Consider the following 528-nt stretch of genomic DNA (forward strand, 5'->3'; position numbering starts at 1 on the left):
TTGGCGTTCAATTCTCAACACCGTCAGTATTCAAGCGGCTTATTCCTTACTGAAACTGCCTCGAAAACAACAAAAACAAATCTTAGATTTAATTGCCACCGGTGCTGCTCGGACTCCCAAAGAAGCTGCCCTACTGCTGGCTGAAGAAGCCAGTCTCGATGACCCCCGCTTGTTTGTATCGGGGGACTTTGCCATTGTCAACATTGACCCGAACTTAACCTTTGCTCCCTCTGACCAGCGCTGGAATGGATATTGGGGAAGAGTGGAAGGCACAGGAACTTCTGGGTTGATTGTGCTGAACTTGGGGAGTGAAATGCTGCAATTTTACAGCCGAGATTTAGTAGAAATTGATGAGCCAACAGAGGAATTCTTACAAGTGGCTTCTAAAGTGTTGCGATTGCGGAGTTTAGAGTTAGATGAACTGGAAATCGCGTTGCTGGATGTGTTGCAACAGCGTTTAGAATTTACGCCTCGACAACTGCTGTATCTGGAATATTTGGAAAAAGTTTTAACGTTACCTCGGCTTTC

1 protein-coding gene is annotated in these 528 nt (G+C 45.6%); it reads left to right on the plus strand.

Annotated features, from left to right (window positions below):
* A partial coding sequence (locus PL9214_RS31795) for a hypothetical protein (protein ID WP_186440512.1) occupies positions 1-528 on the plus strand: 528 nt, incomplete at both ends.

The sequence above is a fragment of the Planktothrix tepida PCC 9214 genome (genome assembly GCF_900009145.1).
Classification (GTDB): domain Bacteria; phylum Cyanobacteriota; class Cyanobacteriia; order Cyanobacteriales; family Microcoleaceae; genus Planktothrix; species Planktothrix tepida.